Raw genomic sequence first — 23,280 nt, 5'->3', positions numbered from 1 at the left:
GCGGCGTCTCCCGCGGCGTCAATCGGCAGGCTGCAACCCGTGCCGCGCTTTCGCGTCGCTGATCGCCGCCAGCACGCTCGTAATGCAATCGTCGCGATAACGCTCCAACTGCTTGATCGAGCGCGGGCCGACCTGTTCCGCCGTGCCGTCCACCACGCGATCGATCAATTCGTCCGTGAGCTTCGGCGCCACCAGTTTAGTCCATGGCAGCTCCAGCGCCGGACCGAACTGCTGCATGAAATGACGCATGCCGGCGTCGCCGCCCGCGAGCGTGTAGGTCAGGAACGTGCCCATGAACGACCAGCGGATGCCCGCGCCGAAGCGGATCGCGTCGTCGATTTCGCCCGTGGTCGCCACGCCTTCGTTCACCAGATGCAGCGCCTCGCGCCACAGCGCTTCAAGCAGACGATCGGCGATAAACCCCGGCACTTCCTTGCGAACGAGCAGCGGCCGCATCGACAGCGCGCGGTAGATGTTGAGCGCGGCGTCGATCGTTTCCGGCGCGGTCGCGGCGCCGCCCAGCACTTCGACGAGCGGCAGCAGATAAACCGGATTGAACGGATGCCCGACGATGCAGCGCTGTGGATTCACCGCCCGCGCGTAAAAGTCGCTCGGCAACAGCCCCGATGTAGACGACGCGATGATCGCGTCCGGCTTCGCGGCGCGACTGATCTGTTCGTGTAGCGCGAGCTTCAGCTCCTCACGCTCGGGCGCGCTTTCCTGAATGAAATCGGCCTGCGCGACACACGCTTCGATCGTCGCGACAAAGCGCAAGCGCTCCGGCGACGCACCCTCGGCCAGCCCGACGCGTTCGAGCGCCGGCCACGCATTCGCGATGTTTTCGCGCAACTGTTTTTCCGCGCCCGGCGCCGGGTCCCACGCGATCACATCGAGTCCATGCGCGAGCGCGCGCGCGACCCAACCGCTGCCGATCACGCCCACGCCGATGGCTGCAAATGTTTTGATATCGACGATCACTGCCATTGCTGAGATTTCCTTTGTCTACGAGTTCCAGAGTGTCGAAGCGCTTCGAAGCGTGTTGAAGCGCTTCGAAGCCGCGAGGCGTCGAGTCACGCGTGAGACGTAAAGCGTCACACGCTACGCTCACACCGCACCACGCTCACACCGCGCCATCACGCATACTGGCCAGCCACACGCCGCTCCAGTTGCCGCTCGCCACGCGCCGGCAGGCCCAGCTTGCGGCGTCCTTCCGCCGGCGTCAGCGCACGCGCGCCGAGCCTGTCGATGATTTCCACCGCGCGCTGCACCAGCGTGCCGTTGGTTGCGGGCACACCTTTGTCGAGCCAGATGTTGTCTTCGAGCCCCACGCGCACGTGACCGCCGAGCAGCATCGCCTGCGCGACCATCGGCATCTGCATGCGGCCGATCCCGAAGCCGGCCCATTGCGCGCCGGGCGGCAGGTTGTCGGCCATCGCTTTCATCGACGTGGTGTCGGCGGGCGCGCCCCATGGAATGCCGAGGCAAATCTGGAACAGCGGCGGCGCATCGAGCAGACCTTCCTTCAGCAACTGCTTCGCGAACCACAAATGGCCGGTGTCGAAGATCTCCAGTTCCGGCTTCACGCCGAGTTCCTGAATGCGCTGCGCACCGGCACGAAGTTGCGCGGGCGTCGACACGTAGATGTAATCGCCGTCGCCGAAATTGAGCGTGCCGCAATCGAGCGTGCAGATTTCCGGCAGCAGTTCCTCGACGTGCGCGAGACGCGTCAGGCCGCCCACCAGATCGGTGTTGGCGCCGAAGCGCATCGGGTCTTCGCCGGGACCGATCTCCAGATCGCCGCCCATGCCCGCCGTCAGGTTGATGATCACGTCGGTGCCCGACGAGCGGATCCGGTCGACGACCTCGCGGTACAACTGCGGATCGCGGCTGCCGCGTCCGGTCTTCGGATCGCGCACGTGACAGTGCGCGACAGTTGCGCCGGCTTTGGCGGCTTCGATCGCGGCTTCGGCGATCTGCTTCGGCGTGACCGGAATGGCCGGATGTTTGCCGACGGTGTCGCCGGCGCCGGTGACCGCGCAGGTCACGATGACTTCATGATTCATGCGTGCTATTTCCTGTGGATTGAGATGCGCGACGCTCAGAGGCCCAGATAGGCCTTCACCGCGGGCAAGCCGTCCTTGCCGTCGTAGGTCTTCACGCCGGCTAGCCAGGCGTCGAGGACTTGCGGGTTTTTCTTCAGATACGCCTTGGCGGCGTCAGCGGGTTTTTCCTTGTTCATGACCGACTGCATGACGACGTTTTCCTGTTGCGTCGAAAAGCGCAGATTGCTCACGAGCTTGCCGGCGTTCGGGCAACGCGTCAGGAAGTCGGGAGACGTTAGCGTGTACACGCGTGCTTCGCCGTCGTTCGGACCGAATACGCCGTCGCTGCCGGTCAGGTATTTCATGTCGATCGTGATGTTCATCGGATGCGGTTCCCAGCCGAGGAACACCACCCATTTCTTCTCGCGGATCGCGCGATCCACCGACACCAGCATGCCGGCTTCGCTCGATTCGATCAGTTTGAAACCGCCGAGCCCGAACTGATTGCTGGCGATCATTTTCTGGATCGCCGCGTTCGCGCTGCTGCCGGGTTCGATACCGTAGATCTTGCCGTCGAGCTGGTCGCGATGTTTGGCGATGTCGGCGAAGGTCTTCAGGCCCGCGTCGTATTCATAGCTCGGCACCGCGAAGGTGGCCTTGGCGCCGGTGAGGTTGGGTGGTTGCAGCACGTTGATCGCTTTCGACTCGACGAACGGGCTGATCGCTTTTTCCTGCACCGGCCACCAGTAGCCGAGCGACACGTCGAGCTGCTTGCTCTTGAGGCCCGCGAACGAGATCGGTACGGAGGCGACGGTGGTGACCGGCTGATAACCGAGCCCTTCGAATACGGTCGAAGCGAGCGCGGTAGTCGACGTGATATCGGTCCAGCCGATGTCGGCGAAATGCACCGCGCGACAGGCGGCCGGATCTTGCGCGAACGCGGGCGCAGCGGCGGCGATGGCGACGAGGCCAACGAGATAGGCAAGCAAGGCATTGAGACGACACTTCATGAGGTTCCCCCTTCTGACACGTTGAACGGCGTGTTTCGAACCGGGCCGCGGTTCGAACGGCGAAGCGGCCATCGGACTGGCGCGACGGTTTGGATACAGCAACAAACTGGGTGAGGCGGGACTGCAGGAATGACGTTACGTTAATGCCCCATATTCCCGCCAAAGCGACCGCCAGCGACCCGTTCTTGCTCTGACGCGACCCTGAGGGAAAACCAGCAGTGCGGGCTATAACGCCTGGCATGACGGCATTGCAGTGCAACACGCATCCCGTCGCATCCCGTCGCATCCCGTCGCATCCCGTCGCCTCGGCTCGCCTCGCCTCGCAGCGCGGATTTTTGGCGCGCCTTGCCGGTTGATGCCCTGCTTGCTACGCTCGCTGGGACCCGGCGTCCCCGCGTTGTATTCCGCGTTTGTATTCCTGATCGAGTCTGAGCACGATGCCCGAAGATATGTCGTTCCTGCTGCTGCCGGGCTTTTCGGCGATCGGTTTCATGTCGGCGGTGGAACCGTTGCGGGTGGCGAACCGCTTTCGCGATGCGCTGTACCGCTGGCGCATTCTCAGTCTCGACGGCGCGCCGGTCGCGGCCAGCAACGGCATTTCAATCAACGCGGACGCGGCCATCGGCGAGGTCGGTATAGCGCAGACGCTGTTCGTGGTCGCGGGCTTCGAACCGCTTGCCTGCTATAGCCGCGCGCTGGCCGATTCGCTGAAGCGGATCGAGCGGGCCGGCGCGACGCTCGGCGGCATCGACACCGGCAGTTTCGTCCTCGCCGAAGCCGGGCTGCTGAGCGGCACGGACAGTGTGACCGTGCATTGGGAAGCGCTGTCGGCATTCCGCGAGCGCTATCCGTCGCTGGATGCGAGCCAGGAGCTGTTCGAAATCGGCGCACGGCGTATTACGTGTGCGGGCGGTACGGCGTCGATCGACATGATGCTCGACCTGATCGGCCGCAAGCACGGCGCGGCGTTGGCCTCGTCGGTGTCGGAGCAATTCGTGGTGAGCCGTATTCGCCAACGCTCGGACCATCAGCGCATGGAGATCGCCGCGCGTTACGGCGTGCACAATCGCAAGCTGATTCAGGTGATCGGCGTGATGGAACAGCATATGGAAGAGCCGCTGGCGCCGGACCAGCTCGCGCAGGAAATCGGCGTGACGCGGCGGCAACTGGAGCGGCTTTTCTGCGCGTCGTTGAAGGACACGCCGACGCATTTCTATCTGCAACTGCGCCTCGCCCGAGCGCGTGAGTTGCTGCAGCAGACCGACATGTCGATCACGTCGATTTGTGTGGCGTGCGGCTTCGAGTCGCCGTCGCATTTTTCGCGGACGTATCGCGCGCGCTTCGGTGCGAGTCCGCGAAGCGACCGGCAGGCGATGGGCGGGAGAAATGCCGCCGAGTCGCCGTTGCTGGATAAGCCGACGACTGCTCCCGTGCTTTCAGAAGGCTGACGGTTTGGCGATTATCTCGATTTTCACAACACTCAATTGGCGCTTTAGGGGTTTACCCTAGGCGACCCGAATCCTACACTTCCTCCATCCGCTGCAGACATCACGCCTCGCAGCGCTAGACAAAAAAATCTCTGGAGGTAGTTATCATGAAGTCGCTGATCGAAGCCGCAGTTATCGCCGCCCTTATTACCGCCCCGCTGGCCGCTTTTGCCCAGTCGAATCAACCGGTTACCCGCGCTCAGGTGCGTGCTGAACTGGTTCAGCTGGAAAAGGCCGGCTACAACCCGGCAACCGCGAACGACTACGACTACCCGGCCAACATTCAGGCTGCCGAAGCCCGCGTCGCTGCTCAGAACGGCAATGCGCAAACCAGTGGTTATGGTTCGGCCACGAATGGTTCGTCGCAAGCCGGTAGCCGTGCAAGCACGACGCCGAGCTCGTATTCGGCTCCGGTTGCCAACTACGGTCACTAATCGACTGCGGCGCGGGCGCATAGCTCGCGCCAGTTCGATACGCATCAAATGCAACAGGCTTGCTTCACCGTAAGGTGACGCAAGCCTGTTTTACATTCGGCGAAAAAAACGGCCACGCCGGATCAACCGACGTGGCCGTTCATCATGCTTCAAGCGTCCTGGCGATCAGATCCCGCCGATGCACAGGTATTTGATGACCACGTAATCATCGATACCGTAGTGCGAGCCCTCGCGGCCCAGGCCCGATTGCTTGACGCCGCCGAACGGTGCGACTTCGTTCGAGATCAGGCCGGTGTTGATCCCGACCATGCCGTATTCGAGCGCTTCGGCAACCCGCCAGACACGGCCGATATCGCGGCTAAAGAAATACGACGCCAGCCCGAGCTCGGTATCGTTGGCGAGGCGAATCACCTCTTCGTCCGACGAGAAACGGAACAGCGGCGCGAGCGGCCCGAAGGTTTCATCGCGCGCGACTCTCATGGCCGGCGTGACATCCGCGAGCACGGTCGGTTCGAAGAAGCCGTGACCGAGCGCGTGACGCTTGCCGCCCGTGACGATGCGCGCGCCCTTGGCCAACGCGTCTTCGATATGCGACTCGACCTTGAGCACGGCCGCTTCGTTGATCAGCGGACCTTGCGTGACGCCGTCTTCGGTGCCGCGCCCAACTTTCAATTGCTCGACGGCGACGCGCAGCTTCTCGGCGAACGCGTCGTACACCTTGTCGTGCACATAGAAGCGGTTCGTGCAGACGCAGGTCTGGCCGCTATTGCGATACTTCGACGCAATCGCGCCAGCCACTGCCGCATCCAGATCGGCATCGTCGAACACGATAAACGGCGCATTGCCGCCGAGTTCGAGCGACACCTTCTTGACCGTCGGCGCGCACTGCGCCATCAGCAAACGGCCGATCGGCGTCGAACCCGTGAACGACAGTTTGCGTACGATCGGATTGCCGGTCATTTCCGCGCCGATCGCTTTCGGCTCGCCGGTCACGACGTTGAACACGCCGCGCGGCACGCCGGCGCGTTCGGCCAGCACGGCGAGCGCGAGCGCGGACAACGGCGTCGCTTCGGCCGGTTTGACGATGATCGGGCAGCCTGCCGCCAACGCCGGACCGACCTTGCGGGTGATCATGGCCGCCGGGAAGTTCCACGGCGTGATCGCCGCGCACACGCCGATCGGTTCCTTGGTCACGACAATGCGTTTGTCGCCGGCCGGCGTGGGAATCGTGTCGCCGTTCACGCGCTTGCCTTCTTCCGCGAACCATTCGAGGAACGACGCGGCGTACTGGATCTCGCCCTTGGCTTCGGCGAGCGGCTTGCCTTGTTCCGTGGTGAGGATCTTCGCCAGATCGTCGGCGTTTTCCATCATCAGGTCATGCCATTTGCGCAGGATCACCGCGCGCTGCTTCGCGGTCGTGGCGCGCCAGGCGGGCCATGCCGCGTTGGCGGTGTCGATCGCGCGACGCGTTTCCGCCGTGCCCATGCGCGGCACCGTCGCGATGGTTTCGCCGGTGGCGGGGTTCTTCACCTCGAAGGTCGCGCCGTCGTCGGCGCCTTGCCATTCGCCCGCGATATACGCGTGGGTCTTGAGAAGCGTCGGGTCTTTCAATGTCAACGTGTTCATAAGTCTCGTCCTTATGCCGCTACGGCGACGCTGTCCTTGATGACTTCTTCGAGGATCGTCATGGCTTCGTCGAACACGGCGTCCTGGATCGTCAGCGGGAACAGGAAGCGCACCACGTTCGAATAAACGCCGCACACCAGCAGCAGCAAGCCGCGTTCGAGCGCGCGCGTCTGCACGCGCTTGGTGAAGTCCGCATCCGGCTCGGTGCCGCCGGCCTTGCAGAATTCCACCGCGACCATGCCACCCGGGCCGCGCACGTCGGCGATTTGCGGCACATCGCTTTGCAGCGCGATCAGCTTGGCCTTGACGCGGTCGCCCAGCAGCGTGGCGCGCTCGCACAGCTTTTCTTCGTCGATGATGTCGAGCACCGCATGTGCCGCCGCCACCGCCAGCGGATTGCCCGCGTACGTGCCGCCGAGACCGCCAGGCGCCGCCGCGTCCATCAGGTCGGCGCGGCCGACCACCCCCGACAGCGGCATGCCGCCGGCCAGGCTCTTCGCCATGGTCATCAGGTCAGGCACCACGTCGTAGTGGTTCATGGCAAACAGCTTGCCGGTGCGGGCAAAGCCGGTTTGCACTTCGTCGGCGATCAGCAGAATGCCGTGCTCGTTGCACAGCTTGCGCAGTGCGCGCACGAACTCGGCCGGCGCCGGATAGAAACCGCCTTCGCCCTGAACCGGTTCGAAAATGATCGCGGCCACACGCTTCGGATCGATGTCGGCCTTGAACAGGAATTCGATCGCCTTCAGCGAATCGGCGGTGGTCACGCCGTGCAGCGGATTCGGGAACGGCGCGTGGAACACGTCCGACGGGAACGGACCGAAGCCGATCTTGTACGGCGCGACCTTGCCGGTCAGCGCCATGCCCATCATCGTGCGGCCATGGAAGCCGCCGGTGAAGGCGATCACGCCAGGACGGCCGGTTGCGGCGCGGGCGATCTTGATGGCGTTTTCGACGGCTTCGGCGCCGGTCGTGAAGAACGCGGTCTTCTTCGGATAGTCGCCTGGCGCGCGCGCGTTGATCTTCTCGGCCAGCTCGACATACGACGCGTACGGCACGATCTGATACGCGGTGTGCGTGAAGTGATCGAGCTGGTCGCGGATCGCGGCCAGGATCTTCGGGTGGCGATGGCCCGTGTTGCACACCGCGATCCCCGCGGCGAAGTCGATGAAGCGGCGGCCTTCCACGTCCCACAGTTCCGCGTTCTCCGCGCGCGCGGCGTAGAAATCGCACATCACGCCGACGCCGCGCGGGGTGGCGGCGTCTTTGCGGCTCTTCAGTTCGGCATTCTTCATGGTCATCTCCTTGGCTCCTCGGTTTTCGCGGACGCCGCGCCCTTAGCGCAGCACATGCAGCGACTATAATGAGATTTGGCTCTTAATTTCAGAGCCATTTCAATAAAAATGTAGGAGCCAATCATGCGCGCGAGCGTTTTGTCCGACTGGCTGGCGCAGCGCCTCGACCGCGGCAACGGCCAGCCGATCTATCGTCAACTGCACCGGCTGTTGCAGCAGGCGATCCTGTCGCGCGAGTTGCCGGCGGGCAGCAAGGTGCCGTCGTCGCGGCTGCTGGCGCAGGAGTTGGGCATTGGACGCAATACCGTCACGCAGGTGTACGAGCAGTTGGTGCTCGAGGGCTATGTGAGTTCGGCGACCGGGCGCGGTACTTTTGTGGCGGATAGTGCGCCGGATGAGATTGTTGGTGCGCCTGAGGGGGACTTTGGCTTTGGGGTTGGCGTCGGCTCAGGCTCTTCAGGCATGGGCTCAGGAATTGGCTCAAGCATCGGCGCCGCCACGCTCGACCGGCCGGATGCCTTGCATGCGCCCGATCCGCGCCGCGAGCCGCCGCCGTTGCAGGCGGCGCGCGCGCTGTCCACGCGCGGCGCGCGGCTGATCGCGGGCGCGGGTGTGTCGAAGCGGCAGTGGGGCGCGTTCATGCCGGGCGTACCGGACGTCACCAAGTTTCCGGCGCGCGTTTGGAGCCGGCTGCACAACAAGTATTGGCGCCGCCTGCGTCCGGACCTGCTCACGTATGCGCCCGGCGGCGGCCTGGCTTCGCTGCGACACGCGCTGGCCGACTATCTGCGCACTTCGCGCTCGGTGCGCTGCACGCCCGAGCAGATCATCATCACGACCGGGATTCACCAGTCGGTCGACCTCGCGGTGCGGCTGCTATCCGATCCGGGCGACCTGATCTGGACCGAAGATCCTTGCTATTGGGGCGTGCGCAGCGTGCTGCACGTGTCGGGTCTGCAATCGCGGCCCATCGCGGTCGACGACGAAGGCATCAATCCTTCCGCCGACGACCTCGCGTATCCACCGAAGCTGATGCTCGTCACGCCGTCGCATCAGTACCCGCTCGGCATGGTGATGAGCCTCGCGCGGCGCCGCATGCTGCTCGAATATGCGCGGCAGAACCAGTGCTGGATCATCGAGGACGACTACGACAGCGAGTTCCGTTATGGCAGCCGGCCGCTGGCGTCGCTGCAGGGGTTGGACACATCCGGGCAGGTGATCTATGTGGGCAGTTTCGGCAAGACGCTGTTTCCGGGGCTGCGCATCGGTTATCTGGTCGTGCCGGAAGCGCTGGCTGAAAGTTTCGCCACGGCCAGCGCCGAGTTGTATCGCGAGGGGCAGTTGTTGCAACAGGCCATGCTCGCCGAGTTCATCGCCGAAGGGCATTTCACGTCGCATATCCGCAAGATGCGCACGCTTTACGGGCAGCGCCGGCAGACCTTGCTCGATGCCGCCGCGCACCGTTACGGCGATGTATTACCCGCCGTGGGCGGCGACGCCGGGTTGCATCTGGTGATGCAGTTGCCCGAAGGCAGCGACGATCGGCGCGTGGCGACGGCGGCGCTGGAGCGCAATATCGTCGTGCGGCCGTTGTCGGGGTATTACGCGCAGCCTTCGCTGGCGCCGCCGGGTTTGCTGATCGGCTATGCGTGCGTGCCCGATGAGGAAATCGCCCCGGCGTTCAATACGCTGGCGGACGCGATCGATGCGACGTTGCCGCAATTCGCGTGAGGGCGGGGATGAGGACGTAGCTCGCGCACCAAATCCGAATCAGCACTGCTTTTAGCGTAAAGAGTGCGCACGCAACGATCCGGCGCGTGGTCAGCCTCTCGCGCATGAGCCCCGACCCGATCGAACGACGCTTTCAGTTACACGGACTTCGCCACGTCGTCCGATACGGCGACAGGAGTTTCAAGTCCCGCATCGAATAGCCAGTCGAGAAACAGCTTCAGTTCGCGGTCCTGCGGCGCCGCGCGATACAGGCAGTGAAACGGCGGCCCTTCGAGTCTGACTTCGGGAAAGAGCATCACCAGACGTCCGCGTTGCACGTCTTCCTCGATGATCGCGCGCGGGGCGAGCGCCACGCCCAGGCCGCTCGCGGCCGCCTGCACCAGCAGGAAGAACTGCTCGTAGAACGGGCCGCCGAGCGTTTCGCCGACCATCACGTTCGCGCAGCGGAACCAGTATTGCCATGCCTCGGGAATGCCGGCGAAATGCAGCAGACGCACCTGGCGCAGATCGTCCGGCGTGCGCAATGCCGCGAGTTCCCGCAGATGGGGAGAGCACACCGGCACCGCGATGTTCGCGATCAGCATGCGCGAATCGAAACCATAGCGCCGCAGATTCGGTTCGAAGCGGCGGATGATCACATCGTGCGATTCGTCGGCGAGGTCGATGTTCTGATCAGGGGCCGCGACGATCTCGACGTCGACGTCGGCTTGCAGCGCGTGAAACTGAGCCAGCCGCGGAATCAGCCAGCCGTGCGCGAACGAAGCGGTGGTATTCACACGGATCGTGCGCCGCGTGGCGGGGCCGCCCATCTGTTCGGTGGCTTCGCTCAGACGGCCGAGGCAACTGGCGACGTCGACCAGATAGTGTTTGGCGCGCGGCGTCATTTCCAGCTTGCGGCCGCGGCGTTCGAACAGCTTCTGGCCGAGATACTCTTCAAGCAAACGGATCTGTTGCGTGACCGCGCTGTGCGTGACGCACAGTTCTTCGGCGGCTTTGCTGAGACTGCCGAGGCGGCCGGCGGCCTCGAAGCTGCGCAAGGTATTCAAAGGCGGCAGGCGGCGCATCGGGAAAAGCCCCATATCCAAGTATTGCTTGTATTTCTAACAGAAACTATCAATTGAAGATACCGGCCCGGCGCTTTTACGATAGCGCTTTCTTTATCCGGTTATCGCAATGGCATTGTCCACGTCGCCGTATGCCAGATCCAAGCTTTTCTGTTACTCGCTTGCGAGCGAGTGGCCGGTATGGCTGCGTGTTTTCGTCGGCGTGGGGGTGGTCGCGTCGTTGGCGGCATGCAGCACGCCGGACCCGAATCAACGGGTAACGGGATCGGGCGGCACGCTGGTGAAATACAGTTCGGCACAGGTGAGCGTCGATCTGACCGCGACCGAACGCAACGCGCTGGCCGGCATGCGAGATCGCAGCTTTGTGGGCGCTTCGAGTGAGCGGGCGCTCACGGCGGTCGCCGCCGCATTGAAAGCGAGCGGCTACGCGCCGGTGACGGTGGAAGCCGATACCGCGCTTGTGGAGGGCGGCCGCAGCGAAGTGCTGGTGCAGAAGTGGCGTGAACTGGTGCGGGGCGTACTGAAAGCGCGTCTTGGCGGGCTGCCGGCCAAACCGGATCACCAGTACACCGCGGCGCTCGTCAGCGTGCGGCCGGCTGTTAGCGGTCCGGGCGTGATCGTGAGGGCGCGTTTCGACAATACCGTGTGGGACAGCAACGGCGACGCTCGGACGAAAACCGTGCTTGCACGCGAAGACTACGATGCGTTTTTCACCAAGGTCGACGCGGCGCTGCGGGGTAACGCGGCGCCGCTTCGACCTTGATGACAGCGGCACGGCACCGCATCGCACCGTATCGCGCACGGCGTTTCAGATCACGCGCTCACGCAGCCAGGCCGAGGCCAGATCGATTGCCGACACCACCACGATCACCATGATCATGACCGCGGAGGTTTGCGCATAGTCGAACGAGCGGATCGCTTCGTACAGCACCACGCCGATGCCGCCCGCGCCGACCATGCCGACCACCATTGCCGAGCGCACGTTCGATTCGAAGCGATACAACGCGTACGAGATCCACAGCGGCAGCACTTGCGGCAGCACGGCGTAAATGATTTCGTCGAGCGGGCTGGCGCCGGTTGCGCGGATGCCTTCTGCCGGACGCGGATCGATCGCCTCGACCGCTTCGGCGAACAGCTTGGCGAGCACGCCGGTGGTGTGAACCCACAGCGCCAGCACGCCGGCGAACGGTCCGAGTCCGACCGCGACGATGAACAGCATCGCGAAGACCATTTCATTGATCGCGCGGCATGCGTCCATCAGACGGCGCACCGGTTGCACGATCCACATCGGCGCGATGTTGTGCGCGGACATCAGGCCGCACGGTATCGCGCAGACGAGCGAGAGCGCGGTGCCCCACACCGCCACGGAAAGCGTCACGATCATTTCATGCAGATACGTGCGCCATTCGGTGAAGTTCGGCGGAAAAAAGTCTTTCGCGAACTGGCCCATGTTGCCGGAGTCGCTCACCAGATCCAGCGGACGCATGTCGGCGCTATGCCATGCGCTGCCCAGCACCGCGAACAGGGCGATCCAACCGAGCAGCGAGAACCAGCTACGCTTGCGTGCCGCCGGGGCGGGTTGAGCGGCCGCCTGCGCGGCGAGCGTTTCGCTCGCGCGTGCCGGCGACGCGATCGGATCGGCCGTATTCATGGCTTGGCTTGCTCGGTGTTGAGCGCGCTCAGCTTGGCGTCGAGCGCGGCCATTTGGGTTTTGCGATCGTCGTCGGACAGATGCGAGTCGGCCTCGATCTTCTGCTTCTGCTGGAACAGTGCGACCTGGCGAATCGGCAACAGTTGCGCATCCGACGATGCCGCGAAACCGCCGTAGCCGAAAATCCCCGCCATCACGGCTTTTTCATGCGGATCGGTCTTCGCGTAGTTCAGGAAAAAGTTGCGCAGTTTGTCTTTGGTGGCTTGCGGCAGATCCTTGCGCCACACCAGCGGGTCCGACGGAATCAGCGGCGAGGTCCACAGCACCCGCACCTGGGCGAACTTGTCCGGATGCTGTCGCTTTAGCGTGTCGAGCATTTCGGTGTTGTTCGTCGCGATGTCGATCTTGTTGTTCACCACGGCCAGCAGGTTCGCTTCATGGCTCGACGGAAGCACGGTCTTGAACGACGTATTGACCGGCGCGTTGTGCTTCGCGAACAGGTAATAGCCGGGAATCAGCGTGCCCGACGTGGAGTTCGGATCGCCATAGCCGAGCGTGACGTCTTTCGTGTTCTTGAAGACGTCGTCGAGCGTCTTGAAGCGGCTGTTCACGTTCGTGATCAGCACGGAGTTGTAGCCGGCGGCGCCGTTCGCGTACTGGACCTTCGCGAACACTTCGCCTTGCGAGCGATCCACCGCTTCGATCGCCGACGCATTGCCGAAATAGCCGACCTGTACCTTGTTAAAGCGCATGCCTTCGATAATGCCGGCGTAGTCGGTCGCGAAAAACGCTTTGATGTTCAGGCCGGTTTGCTTGTTCATATCGGCGATCAGCGGTTCCCAGCGCTGTTTCAGCACCGAGGACGAATCGGTCGAGATGATGCCGAGGTTGATGTCTTCGGCGTAGGCGGTGGCGGCGCAGGCGAAGGCGGCCACGCCGACGGTCAGCGTGATCAGTGAACGCAGGAATTTCATCGGTTGAGATCCGGTAGGGGAGCGGAAAGGGTTGGCGCGCTCAGTTCGAGTGCGCCGGATTCAGGGCGAACGCGTAACGCGTGGACGGCGGGGAACTGTCTAGTGCTGCTGCGGTGGGTGCGGTGTCGTGCGGCGCGTGATTTGCGTCCGCGCCGTCGTGCGATTCAATGTGTGATTTGTCGTGTGTTTCGTCGAGCAGTTCGCGGGCGTCGTCGCCGTAGAGTTTCTTGAGCAGTGCCGGACTGAGTGCGGCCGATGGGCCGTCGTAAACCACCTTGCCACGGCGCAGCGCAACCGTGCGCGGACAGTACTGCATCGCGATGTCGACCTGATGCAGCGACACCAGCACGGTGAGTTGATGCTCGACGTTCAGCGTGCGCAGCATGTCCATCACACGGCGCGATGATTCCGGATCGAGCGAGGCGATCGGCTCATCCGCCAGCACGATGCGTGCGCGCTGCACGAGCGCGCGTGCCAGTGCCGCGCGTTGCTGCTGGCCGCCGGAGAGATTGGCGGCGCGTTCGCGCGCGTGTTCGCCGATGCCGACCTCATTCAGTGCCGCCATCGACAAGGCCCGTTCCGCGCGCGGAAAAAGGCCGATCAGCCGACGCCACCAGGAGAGGCGCGCGAGCGCGCCGACCAGCACGTTGGTTTCGACGGAGAGCCGGTTCACCAGATTGAACTGCTGGAACACGAAGCCGATATCGCGGCGAATACTGCGCACTTCTCGTACGATGCGGCCGTTCTGCTGGATCGGGCGGCCGAGAATCGAGATCTGCGACGGTTGCGCGTCGGAGGGCGTGAAGCCGGCGATATGGCGCAGTAGTGTCGATTTTCCTGAGCCTGACGCACCGATCAAGGCCACCATTTCGCCTGCTTCGACGCGCAGGTCGATTTCGTCCAGTGCCTTGCGGCCGTTGTTGAACGTCTTGCTGAGCCGTTCGATACGGATTGCTTCCTGGATTGACTTCATAAGTACCCCTGATGCGTCGAGCATGTGTGGGGCTCATTCTAGGAAGCGTCTGTGACGGTTGAGTGAAGGTGTTGCAACGTCTAGACGACTATATGTATTTGTGAAGATTTTGCGGCGATTGAAAGGCAGTTCGAAGACACGCCTTGCATAAAAATTGACGGACGTGTGACAGCGCCCGCCATGGCGCGTGCATGTCGCGATCCTACCCGATTGACGGACTTGCTACGCCAACCGATCGATCAACATCAAAACCCAGTGCAATCCCACCAAGCCTCCTAGCAACTGCAACCAGGATTGCCACGTGCGCCGGGTTTTGCTGAAGATCGCCGCGGAAACGCCGAATATGACGGCAGGGCCAAACACGAGCAGAAAGAATAAAAACCCCTCGAAGAAACTCATTGGACACTTGCCAATTTCATAACACCCGTGGCGTACGGAGTTTCGAAATTGATCGGGTATTCTTTCGGCGATGGCTGCCCAACACCATAGACTGACAAAGCCGAGCATTGCAAAACAGGTGGCCGCGATGAGACGCCTCATTTTATTTCCCAGAACAAAATAGTCTTCGAGCGTCCAAGATCAGACCAACCAAGCGTGCTGCCGGGGCGGAACGCCTGACGACCGAGCATCCGACTAATCGTTGCCACGGCGTTAGCGGCACCGCTGATAGTCAGCCTCGAACCATTCCACAGGTCAATGTGTCCGCCGCTCGCATCGGCCTGGCTTTCGCCGCCGCGTGTCCAATACCGCGAAAACTGAATAATCCCCCTGCGCCCTTTAACCTTCGATTCCCAGTCTCGCCCAGTGATATTTTCTGCCCGTGGCAGCCCCGCAAAGGGTTGCAGCTGCAGCCATTCCCCCAATTCCTCGGCGCGCGTGGCGGTCGCGTTGCCCTCGAGGATGACGCGGCCTATCGTCGGCGCGCCTGACATCGGTTTAACCCGTTTCGCCGAGAACGACTTCATCGCAATGCCGACGCGATGGAATGTAACGCTCAGCCGGATTGCACACTGGTTCGTATAGGCCGGATCGGCATAAGGATTACCTGAGGGATAGTTGTTCCATAGTTCATCGAAAGTTATCGCCTTCAGCGGCACTTCCTTGATTGAATCCTGCGTCGTGTTGGTTTTAACCACGGTCATTTTATTCGGCATCGCTCAAACTCCTTCGTGCCTTGCCAACGCTTCGTCTCCCCACACGACGCTGTAATCGCTCGCTACGCCGGTTTGAATGCGGGGCAGGCGTGTGCCATTTTCCAGTCGGCCCGAGAAGGTCCTTCCGTCTTCCGTTTCGATGAAGTACGGATAGCCGTTGGTCGCGCCACGCCCGGCGCATCGAACCTGTTCGTCATAGGAGGTTGGCGTGGCGGAAGACGCCACACGACTCCCGGCCGATTCGCGACACCCGACGTCCAGAATGCGCCAACGTCGCCCATACGTGGCCACGATTTGCGGAGGACGCTCACATCGGCAAACGACCGCATCGCCGCCCACGGCCTGCCGTCTGCCACCGTTTACGATGTCCAGCATGCGGCGGCTCTCAGGCACCGGCGCGCCGCCCGCGATAACGCCGATGCTCTGGCACGCGTCACACCATGCGCTGTCACCGATAAATGCTATTCGGCGGTGCCGACCGTCCTCACCCTCGATCGTGCAGACGTTGGTGGTGGCCAGAACATAACTTCCGCTGGCGCTGTCGAGCGGGTCACCTTCTACCGCTGCGTAGTAAATGGTCGGTATTGATTGATGCGTCATGCGTTCGCCTCCTTCGGGGTTAAAAAATCCTCGGGAGACAGGCTGTTTGGGTTAGCCGGCCGTGGGTATCAGAATTATCCGAAATTCGCGTTACGCCGATACCGAATCATCGTTTTTGTTTTACGGCGTATGCATTTCAATTTTTCCGTGTCGGTCCTGAGTCTTTGCAAAGGCAATTCGAAGTCATTCATTTGCATGAAAAATGACACCCACATGACAGCTCCTGCCCCAGCGCTTACCTGTCATGCATGATCCCGCACCACCAGGCTATATTGCGTTATCCGCAAGCGGTCCCCAATAACCTTGCAGTTCCCTTCAACGCCCTCATGCCGCAACCCCTGAGCTTTCTGCCCGACAGTTTTGCGGAGTACGAAGATCTCAACACGATCCTCGACCAGGGCAGCGCGAGTTTCGAAATCCGCACGGTCTGCGACACAACGGTACGCGGCCGGCAATTCGCCGTGCGCACGGCGAGCATCGGCTCGACCGATCCACTCGCACCGGCTATCGGCTTTTTCGGCGGTATCCACGGGCTCGAGCGGATCGGCTCGCAACTCGTGCTCGACTACATGCGTGCGCTTCTAGCGCGGCTCGAATGGGACGAGTTACTGGTACGTCAATTGCAATCCATTCGTCTGATCTTTATGCCGATCGTCAATCCCGGCGGTATGTGGGCAGCCACACGCGCCAATCCGAACGGCGTCGACCTGATGCGCAATGCGCCGCAGAACGCCGACGAACGCGTGCCGTTGCTGGCCGGCGGTCAGCGCGTGGGCGCGTGGCTGCCGTGGTATCGCGGCCGCGAAGGCGAACCGATGGAAGCGGAGGCCGCCGCGCTGCTAAAAGTGGTCGAAGCCGAACTGGCCGCCCGGCCCCTGAGCATCGCGCTCGATTGCCACTCGGGCTACGGCTGGAAAGACAGCATCTGGTTTCCCTACGCGCGAACCCGCAAGCTGATGCCGCATCTGCCGGAAATGTACGTGCTGAAGACGATGTTCGAACGCGCGCATCCGCATCACGGCTACGCATTCGAACCGCAGAGCCATCAATATCTGTTGCACGGCGATCTGTGGGACTTTGCGTACGACCGCGCGCCCGCCGCCAACGTCTTCCTGCCGATGACCCTCGAACTCGGCTCGTGGCTGTGGATCAAGAAGAACCCGCGGCAATTGTTCTCGCGCCAGGGCATGTTCAATCCGGTCAAGGCGCATCGCACCGCACGCGTGTTGCGGCGTCATGCGAACCTGTTCGACTTCCTGGCGCGCGCGGCTTTTTCGTCGCAGCGCTGGCTGCCGCAAGGCAATCGCCGCGAGCAACTGCTGCAATGCGCGATCGACCATTGGTACACCCCGGACCTCGTATGAGCACGTGGATTCTGCTGCGCGGCCTCACGCGCGAAACACGTCATTGGGGACGCTTGCCCGACGCGCTGCGGGACGCCGCCGGCATCGACCATCCGTTGCTGATCGATCTGCCGGGCAACGGCGAGTTCGCGCATTTGCGCGCGCCGGCAAGCGTCGCGGACATGGTGAGTTTCGTGCGGCGCGCTGCCGCGCAAAGCGGTGTGCCGGGTCCGTATTGCGTGCTGGCCATGTCGCTAGGCGGCATGGTGGCGACGGACTGGGCGCAGCGCTATCCCGGCGAGATCGAACGCCTGGTGCTGATCAACACGAGCATGCGGCCGTTCAGCCGCATGCAGGAGCGGCTGCGGCCTTCTGCGTGGCCTGGGCTGTTGCGCGTTGCAGCGCATTGGAGCGATGCGCGCCGCGCCGAACAGGGTATTCATCGCCTGACGTGCAATAACGTTGAAACATTGGGCGCCGATCTTGACGCGTGGAGCGCGATTCGCCGCAGCAGACCGGTGAGTCGCGGCAATGCGCTGCGGCAATTGTGGGCGGCGGCGCGTTTTACCGCGCATGCTGCACAGCCGCACTGTCCGCTGCTGATTCTATCGTCGCGCAACGATAGACTGGTCGACCCGGCGTGCTCGACGAAACTCGCGGCCGCGTGGCATGCATCGCATCGCGAGCATGGTTGGGCGAGCCACGATCTGCCGCACGACGATCCGGCGTGGACCGCCGAACAGGTGCGTGCATGGCTCGCGCAAGACTACGCGGATTCGCAGCCGGTGTTCTGAGCGGCAAGCCGGCGCACGAACGGACTTGCGGGCGTCAGCGGGTATAACCTAGCGGTGCTCACGCATCGTGTGAAGGGTGGCAGGTGCATAATCCCGTTCAGTCGATGCCTGCGAATCAATCGATACTCGCCGTAGCCACTAGCCGGGGGAGTTGATCATGCAAGCCAAGAACGAAGAAGCCGTTACACACCTGCTGAACGATGTCGTCGAATTTGCGCGGGGGCGTTTGCCGGAGCCGACCTTCCACATCGTCGAGCCCTTTCTGCGGCATTACTACGATTTCGTCGACGCCGACGATCTGCAAAGCCGCTCGATCGCCGATCTCTACGGCGCTGCGCTCGCGCACTGGCAAACCGCGCAGCGCTTCGTGCCCGGCACCGAACGACTCCGCGTCTATAACCCAATCCTCGAACAGCACGGCTGGCATTCCGATCACACCGTGATCGAAATCGTCAACGACGACATGCCGTTTCTGGTCGATTCGGTGTCGATGGCGGTCAACGGTCTGCGGCTTGCGCTGCATTCGGTCGTGCATCCGGTGTTCCGGATCTGGCGCGGCCCCGACGGGGCGATCACACGCGTCGGCCAGGGCGCCGAAGAGGCCACCGACTCGCGCTCGCAGCTCACCTCGTTCATTCACTTCGAAGTCGACCGATGCGGCGACGCCGCAAAACTCGACGCGCTGCGCGACGAAATCGCGAAGGTATTGCGCGACGTGCGCGCCGCGGTGGAAGACTGGCCGAAGATCGTCGAACTCGCGCGCGGCACGATCAAAGGCATGAAGGCGGGGGAGGCCGGGCCGGAAGGACTCGAGGCGCGCGCGTTCCTCGAATGGATGGTAGCCGATCATTTCACGTTTCTCGGCCAGCGCGATTATGAGTTGGTGCAGCACGATATCGGCTACGGTTTGCGGCCGGTGGCGGGCTCGGGGCTTGGCATTCTGCGTGACGAACTGCGGCCCATCGGGGCGCCCGATGTCACGCCGTTGCCGCCGGCCGCCGCCGACATCATCGCCGGTTCGTCGCCGATCTTTCTGACCAAGGCGAATTCACGCGCCACGGTGCATCGTCCGGGTTATCTGGACTACGTCGGTATCAAGCTGACCGGTGCGGACGGCAAGGTGACCGGCGAGCGTCGTTTCATCGGCCTCTATACGTCGACCGCTTATTTCGTCTCGGCCGCCGAGATTCCGATCGTGCGGCGTAAATGCGCGAATATCGTGCGGCGAGCCGGATTCCTGCCTAAAGGTCATCTGGCGAAATCGCTGGTGACGGTGCTCGAGACCTATCCGCGCGACGAACTGTTCCAGGCCGACGAAAACCAGCTCTACGACATCGCGCTCGGCGTGCTGCGTTTGCAGGAACATCAACGCACGCGTCTGTTTATACGGCGCGATCGTTTCGACCGTTTCGTGTCGTGTCTGGTGTTCGTGCCACGCGACAAGTACAACACCGATTTGCGGCAACGTATCGCGACGTTACTGGCTGAAGCGTTCAACGGCGAGAACGTCGAATTCACGCCGCTGCTGTCGGAGTCGACGCTGGCGCGCATTCATTTTGTCGTGCATGCAAAACCGGGCGGCATGCCCAACGTCGACACGCGAGAACTGGAGGCGCGGCTCGTGCATGTGGCGCGCCGCTGGCAGGACGATCTGGCCGACGCATTGCTCGACGCCTTCGGCGAAGAGCAGGGCAACCGTCTGCTGCAACATTACGCGGATTCGTTTCCGGCCGGCTATCGCGACGATTATCCCGCGCGCACTGCGGTGCGCGATATCGAGCTGATCGAACGCGTGCAGGGCAGCGAGCGGCTCGCGATGAACCTGTATCGCCCGATCGAAGCGGGTCCACGTGCGTTCCGCTTCAAGGTCTACCGCGCCGGTTTGCCGATCGCGCTGTCGCGCAGTTTGCCGATGCTCGAACATCTGGGCGTGCGGGTCGACGAAGAACGGCCGTATCTGATCGAAGCACTGGACGCTACACCCGCGTGGATTCATGACTTCGGCCTCGAACTCGCGGACGACGCGGAGTTCGATATCGAACGCGTCAAGGATCTGTTCGAGGAAGCGTTCGAGCAGGTGTGGACCGGCGCGATCGAAAGCGACGATTTCAATCGACTCGTGTTGCGCGCGCAACTGAATGCGCGCGAGGTGACGATACTGCGTGCGTATGCGAAGTATCTGCGCCAGGTCGGCTCGACCTTCAGCGACGCATATATCGAACGTGCAGTGACTGGCAACCCGGCGATTGCGCGGATGCTGGTCGAGCTGTTCATCGCGCGTTTCGATCCGGTGCTGGGCGAGACACGCGAGGCGCGCGTGGACGGCTGGCTGCGCACGATCGACAGTGCGCTCGATCAGGTGCCGAATCTCGACGAGGACCGCATACTCCGGCAGTTTCTCGGTGTGATCAAGGCCACGCAGCGCACCAACTACTACCGCTTCAACGCGGACGGCAAGCCGAAACCGTATCTGTCGTTCAAGTTCGATCCATCGCAAGTGCCCGGCTTGCCCGAGCCGAAACCGATGTTCGAAATCTGGGTGTACTCCCCACGCGTGGAAGGCGTGCATTTGCGCGGTGGCCGCGTGGCGCGCGGCGGTCTGCGCTGGTCGGATCGACGCGAGGACTTCCGCACGGAAGTGCTCGGCCTGATGAAAGCGCAGATGGTGAAGAACGTGGTGATCGTGCCGGTCGGTTCGAAGGGCGGTTTCGTCGTGAAGAATCCGCCGCCGCAAAGCGAGCGCGATGCGTGGATGCGCGAAGGCGTGGCGTGCTATCAGACCTTCCTGCGCGGCCTGCTCGATGTCACCGACAACCTCGCGGGCACGACCGTGGTGCCGCCGCCCGACGTGGTGCGGCACGATCCCGACGATCCCTATCTGGTGGTCGCTGCCGACAAAGGCACGGCGACGTTCTCCGACTTTGCGAACGCGATCTCGCAGGAATACGGCTTCTGGCTCGACGACGCGTTCGCGTCGGGCGGCTCGGTCGGCTACGACCACAAGAAGATGGCGATCACCGCGCGCGGCGCGTGGGAGTCGGTCAAGCGGCACTTCCGCGAAATGAGCGTCGATACGCAGACCATGGACTTCACGGTGGTCGGCGTGGGCGACATGTCGGGCGACGTGTTCGGCAACGGCATGCTGCTGTCGCCGCATATCAGGCTGGTGGCCGCATTCGATCACCGCCACATCTTCCTCGATCCGAATCCCGATCCGGCAAGCAGTCTCGCCGAACGAGGGCGTCTGTTCGTTCTGGATCGTTCGAGCTGGGCCGATTACGATCCTGCGCTGATCTCGGCGGGCGGCGGCGTGTTTCCGCGTACCGCCAAGACGATTCCTTTATCGCCGGCGGTGCAGTCGGTGCTCGGCATCAGCGTGCCGGCGCTTGCGCCGACCGAGTTGATGCGGGCGATTTTGCAGGCGCCGGTCGATCTGCTTTACAACGGCGGCATCGGCACGTATGTGAAAGCGAGCCGCGAAACGCACCTGCAAGTCGGCGACCGCGCCAACGACGCGATCCGTGTGAACGGCGCCGATCTGCATTGCAAGGTCGTCGCCGAAGGGGGCAATCTCGGTCTCACGCAGTTCGGGCGTATCGAGTTCGCGCAGCGCGGCGGCCGCATCAATACGGATGCGATCGACAATTCCGCGGGCGTTGACTGCTCGGACCATGAGGTCAACATCAAGATCCTGCTGGGACTGGTGGTGGCGGATGGCGAGATGACCGAGAAGCAGCGCAACGCGTTGCTTGCCGAAATGACCGACGAAGTCGGCCTGCTCGTGTTGCAGGACAACTACTACCAGACCCAGGCGCTGTCGATTGCGGGCCGCTACGGCGTCGAGTTGCTCGATGCGGAGGCGCGTCTGATGCGTTATCTCGAACGCGCGGGGCGCCTGAATCGCGTGATCGAGTTTCTGCCGACCGACGAAGAAGTCGCCGAACGGCTGGCGGCGAAACAAGGCCTCACCACGCCCGAACGCGCGGTGCTGCTCGCTTACAGCAAGATGTGGCTATACGACGCGCTGCTCGACTCGACCATGCCGGAAGACCCGCTCGTCAGCGACATGCTGGTCGAGTACTTTCCGAAACCGTTGCGTCAGCGTTTTAGCGAACCGATGCAGCGTCACCCGTTGCGCCGCGAAATCCTCGCGACGCATTTGACCAATGCATTGGTCAACCGGGTAGGTTGCGAGTTCGTGCATCGGTTAATGGAGGAAACCGACGCGCAGCCCGGCGATATCGTGCGCGCCTGCATCATGGCGCGCGACGTGTTCGATCTCGACGACGTCTGGCGCAGTATCGACGCGCTCGACAACCGCGTCGCCGACGACGTGCAGGCGCGCATGTTCGTCGAAGTCGCGCGGCTTGTCGAACGTTCGGCGCTGTGGTTTTTGCGGCAGTTGCAATCGGGCGCGGTCAGCAACGGCGATGTGGCCGGCTTGCTCGCGCGTTGCCGCGACGCGGCGCAGCGCCTCGCGCCGCAATGGCCCGCGTTGTTGCCGGACGCAGATCTCGAGGCATTGTCCGAGCGCCAGCGCGTACTGGTGGATGCCGGCGTGGACGGTGAACTCGCGGTGCGGATTGCGAGCGGCGAGATCTCGGCCGCGTTGCTCGATATCGCCGAAGTGGCGTCGACCTGCGGACGCAGCCTCGAACTCGTGGCGGGGGTGTACTTCGCGCTCGGCACGCTGCTGAACTACAGCTGGATCAGCGAGCGTGCGGCGGCGTTGCCCGCGCCCACGCACTGGGACATGCTCGCACGCGCCACGGCGCTGGCCGAGCTTGCCCGCCTGAAACGCGCGCTGACCACGAGTGCGCTAACCGGCGCCGACGACGCGTCGACGCCGGATGCGCTGGTTCAGGCCTGGCGCTACAAACGTGTTGCGCAGCTCGAACGCTACGGTCGTTTGCTGGCCGATTTGCGGGCCACGGGCGGCGCGAGTCTGTCGATGCTGCTGGTGATCGTGCGCGAGATGGCGGCGCTGGAAAGGGCGTAAGGCGAGAGCGGAAAGGGTGAGCGAATCGACAACGTGTCGCGAGAAGAAATTCGCTTTACGTTGGAATAGCCGGACAAGTTCAACTGTTCTGTGTGAGTGGCCA

Annotated in this window: 18 protein-coding genes; 7 read left to right on the top strand and 11 right to left on the bottom strand. The window is 63.0% G+C overall.

What is annotated here, in order from left to right; translation table 11 throughout:
- Window positions 1–18: 18 nt before the first annotated feature.
- From GGD40_RS24660 to GGD40_RS24650, 3 genes are all read right to left on the bottom strand, one after another.
- A complete protein-coding gene (locus GGD40_RS24660) occupies window positions 19–984 on the bottom strand; it encodes an L-carnitine dehydrogenase (protein WP_179712228.1) in 966 nt (321 codons plus the stop codon).
- A gap of 149 nt (window positions 985–1,133) precedes the next feature.
- Window positions 1,134–2,063: a 3-keto-5-aminohexanoate cleavage protein gene (locus GGD40_RS24655; protein ID WP_179712230.1), complete on the bottom strand. Its 930-nt coding sequence runs from the start codon at window positions 2,061–2,063 to the stop codon at window positions 1,134–1,136.
- Between the two features lie 35 nt (window positions 2,064–2,098).
- The gene (locus GGD40_RS24650) at window positions 2,099–3,052 is read right to left on the bottom strand and encodes a choline ABC transporter substrate-binding protein (RefSeq protein ID WP_179745409.1); all 954 of its coding nucleotides are present in this window, start codon (window positions 3,050–3,052) and stop codon (window positions 2,099–2,101) included.
- A 437-nt stretch (window positions 3,053–3,489) separates the two neighbouring features.
- Here GGD40_RS24650 and GGD40_RS24645 point away from each other — a divergent pair, with 437 nt between their 5' ends.
- Both GGD40_RS24645 and GGD40_RS24640 read left to right on the top strand, forming a co-directional pair.
- Window positions 3,490–4,500, top strand: a complete 1,011-nt coding sequence (locus tag GGD40_RS24645; protein ID WP_179745408.1) for a GlxA family transcriptional regulator — start codon at window positions 3,490–3,492, stop codon at window positions 4,498–4,500.
- 146 nt (window positions 4,501–4,646) lie between these two features.
- Window positions 4,647–4,973 carry a DUF4148 domain-containing protein gene (locus GGD40_RS24640; protein ID WP_035558975.1) on the top strand — a complete coding sequence of 109 codons (327 nt, stop codon included), beginning with the start codon at window positions 4,647–4,649 and terminating at the stop codon, window positions 4,971–4,973.
- A 165-nt stretch (window positions 4,974–5,138) separates the two neighbouring features.
- Here the strand turns inward: GGD40_RS24640 and gabD are convergent, their stop codons facing one another.
- Together gabD and GGD40_RS24630 are read right to left on the bottom strand one after the other, a co-directional pair.
- Window positions 5,139–6,599: an NADP-dependent succinate-semialdehyde dehydrogenase gene (gabD, locus tag GGD40_RS24635; RefSeq protein ID WP_179745407.1), complete on the bottom strand. Its 1,461-nt coding sequence runs from the start codon at window positions 6,597–6,599 to the stop codon at window positions 5,139–5,141.
- Between the two features lie 11 nt (window positions 6,600–6,610).
- Window positions 6,611–7,894, bottom strand: coding sequence for a 4-aminobutyrate--2-oxoglutarate transaminase (locus GGD40_RS24630; protein ID WP_179745406.1), 1,284 nt, complete (start codon window positions 7,892–7,894; stop codon window positions 6,611–6,613).
- 123 nt (window positions 7,895–8,017) lie between these two features.
- On the opposite strand from GGD40_RS24630, the gene pdxR reads away from it, so the two are divergent.
- Window positions 8,018–9,625, top strand: a complete 1,608-nt coding sequence (pdxR, locus tag GGD40_RS24625; protein WP_179745405.1) for a MocR-like pyridoxine biosynthesis transcription factor PdxR — start codon at window positions 8,018–8,020, stop codon at window positions 9,623–9,625.
- 137 nt (window positions 9,626–9,762) lie between these two features.
- Here the strand turns inward: pdxR and GGD40_RS24620 are convergent, their stop codons facing one another.
- Entirely contained in the window at window positions 9,763–10,704 is a 942-nt protein-coding gene (locus GGD40_RS24620; protein WP_257030571.1) for a LysR substrate-binding domain-containing protein, read from the bottom strand.
- 94 nt (window positions 10,705–10,798) lie between these two features.
- Between GGD40_RS24620 and GGD40_RS24615 the strand changes: the two genes are divergently transcribed.
- Window positions 10,799–11,452, top strand: coding sequence for a hypothetical protein (locus tag GGD40_RS24615; protein ID WP_257030570.1), 654 nt, complete (start codon window positions 10,799–10,801; stop codon window positions 11,450–11,452).
- Between the two features lie 45 nt (window positions 11,453–11,497).
- On the opposite strand, the gene phnE is transcribed toward GGD40_RS24615, so the two are convergent.
- The 5 genes from phnE to GGD40_RS24590 all read right to left on the bottom strand — a co-directional run bounded on the left by phnE (window position 11,498) and on the right by GGD40_RS24590 (window position 16,041).
- Window positions 11,498–12,340, bottom strand: coding sequence for a phosphonate ABC transporter, permease protein PhnE (gene phnE, locus GGD40_RS24610; protein WP_179745404.1), 843 nt, complete (start codon window positions 12,338–12,340; stop codon window positions 11,498–11,500).
- Window positions 12,337–13,314 carry a phosphonate ABC transporter substrate-binding protein gene (phnD, locus tag GGD40_RS24605; protein WP_179712243.1) on the bottom strand — a complete coding sequence of 326 codons (978 nt, stop codon included), beginning with the start codon at window positions 13,312–13,314 and terminating at the stop codon, window positions 12,337–12,339. The genes phnE and phnD overlap by 4 nt, the downstream gene beginning before the upstream one ends.
- Window positions 13,315–13,354: 40 nt before the next feature.
- Window positions 13,355–14,287: a phosphonate ABC transporter ATP-binding protein gene (gene phnC, locus GGD40_RS24600; protein ID WP_179745403.1), complete on the bottom strand. Its 933-nt coding sequence runs from the start codon at window positions 14,285–14,287 to the stop codon at window positions 13,355–13,357.
- A gap of 536 nt (window positions 14,288–14,823) precedes the next feature.
- A complete protein-coding gene (locus GGD40_RS24595) occupies window positions 14,824–15,441 on the bottom strand; it encodes a type VI secretion system amidase effector protein Tae4 (protein WP_179745402.1) in 618 nt (205 codons plus the stop codon).
- 3 nt (window positions 15,442–15,444) lie between these two features.
- Entirely contained in the window at window positions 15,445–16,041 is a 597-nt protein-coding gene (locus GGD40_RS24590; protein WP_179745401.1) for a PAAR domain-containing protein, read from the bottom strand.
- A gap of 326 nt (window positions 16,042–16,367) precedes the next feature.
- On the opposite strand from GGD40_RS24590, the gene GGD40_RS24585 reads away from it, so the two are divergent.
- The 3 genes from GGD40_RS24585 (at window position 16,368) to GGD40_RS24575 (ending at window position 23,177) form a co-directional block, all read left to right on the top strand.
- A complete protein-coding gene (locus tag GGD40_RS24585) occupies window positions 16,368–17,405 on the top strand; it encodes a M14 family zinc carboxypeptidase (RefSeq protein ID WP_179712249.1) in 1,038 nt (345 codons plus the stop codon).
- Window positions 17,402–18,178: an alpha/beta fold hydrolase gene (locus tag GGD40_RS24580; protein ID WP_179745400.1), complete on the top strand. Its 777-nt coding sequence runs from the start codon at window positions 17,402–17,404 to the stop codon at window positions 18,176–18,178. Before GGD40_RS24585 ends, GGD40_RS24580 begins: the two co-directional genes overlap by 4 nt.
- A gap of 157 nt (window positions 18,179–18,335) precedes the next feature.
- A complete protein-coding gene (locus GGD40_RS24575) occupies window positions 18,336–23,177 on the top strand; it encodes an NAD-glutamate dehydrogenase (protein WP_179745399.1) in 4,842 nt (1,613 codons plus the stop codon).
- The last annotated feature ends 103 nt before the right edge of the window (window positions 23,178–23,280 follow it).

It is taken from the genome of Paraburkholderia bryophila (genome assembly GCF_013409255.1).
Classification (GTDB): Bacteria; Pseudomonadota; Gammaproteobacteria; order Burkholderiales; family Burkholderiaceae; genus Paraburkholderia.
The sequence above is the reverse complement of the archived record's forward strand: the minus strand, read 5'-3'. Positions and strand labels throughout refer to the sequence as shown.